We start from the raw sequence: 1,198 nt of genomic DNA, 5'->3' as shown, positions 1-1,198 counted from the left end.
GCGCGCGGCGCGCCGCGCGGGGTCCGCGCCGTCGCGGCCGTGACGATCGTCGCGGGCGAGGTGCTGCAACAGCTCGACGCGGGCCGGGGCCGCCGCCCGAAGCAGTCGGGCGGCGACGGCGACTGAGGCGCGCCGCGCCGTCGCATCCCGTGGCGAGGTCCGCCCGGCGGGCGGCGGCCCGCTCCCGTACGGGGCGCGCCGCCTCGGGCCGGAGGTCTGGACCATTTGACTTCGAGTGCACTCCAGCAACCAAACTGTCGCCCGCGGGCCGCAGTTGGCGGTCCGTGGGAGGAGAACTGGCATGCAGTACCGCACGATCGGCACCGACCCGAAGACCCGCCGCGAGGTCAGTGTGCTCAGCCTCGGCGCCATGCTGATGGGAACGCTGACCGACGAGGCCACCTCGTTCGCCGTGCTGGACCGCTACGTCGAGGCCGGCGGTACGTTCATCGACACCGCCAACAACTACGCCTACTGGATCGACGGCAGCCAGGGCGGCACGAGCGAGGAGCTCATCGGCCGCTGGCGCCGCAGCCGGGGCATCACCGACGAGGTGGTGATCGCCACCAAGCTCGGCGCCCGGCCGCTCGCGCCCGGCACCGGCTACGTGGAGAACGGCGAGGGACTGTCGGCCGAGATCATCAGGGAGCAGTCCGAGCGGAGCCGGCAGCGGCTCGGCGTCGAGAAGCTCGACCTGCTGTACGCGCACATCGAGGACACCCGGGTGCCGCTGGCCGAGACGGTCGAGGCCTTCGGCGCACTGGTGGACGAAGGGTCCGTGGGCCTGCTGGGCGTCAGCAACCACTGGAGCTGGCGGATCGAGCGGGCCCGCAACCTCGCGGCGGCGGCCGGGCTGCCCGGGTACGAGGTGCTCCAGTACAGCCACAGCTACTTCCGCCGGCGGGCCGACCTGCCGGGCGCACTCGGCCCCGACGGCGACCAGGGCGCGGTTGCGGGCGACCTGCTGGCCTACGTCCGGGAGAACCCCTCGCTCGCACTGGTCGCGTACTCGCCGCTGCTCGGCGGCGGCTACGTCCGGGCGGACAAGCCGCTCGGTGCGGCCTTCGACCATGCCGGCACCCCCGCCCGGCGGGCCGCGCTGACCGCGGTGGCGGCCGAGACCGGAGCCACCGTCAACCAGGTGGTGCTGGCCTGGCTGATCGGCGGCGAGGTCCCGGTCGTCCCGCTGGTCGGTGCC

Annotated in this window: 1 protein-coding gene; it reads left to right on the top strand. The window is 74.2% G+C overall.

Annotation, left to right across the window (positions count from 1 at the left end; genetic code table 11):
- Positions 1-301: 301 nt before the first annotated feature.
- A partial coding sequence (locus tag ABZ641_RS38370; protein ID WP_359989295.1) for an aldo/keto reductase occupies positions 302-1,198 on the top strand: 897 nt, incomplete at its 3' end.

The sequence above is a fragment of the Kitasatospora sp. NPDC007106 genome (assembly GCF_040634455.1).
Lineage (GTDB): Bacteria > Actinomycetota > Actinomycetes > Streptomycetales > Streptomycetaceae > Kitasatospora > Kitasatospora arboriphila.
The sequence above is the reverse complement of the archived record's forward strand: the minus strand, read 5'-3'. Positions and strand labels throughout refer to the sequence as shown.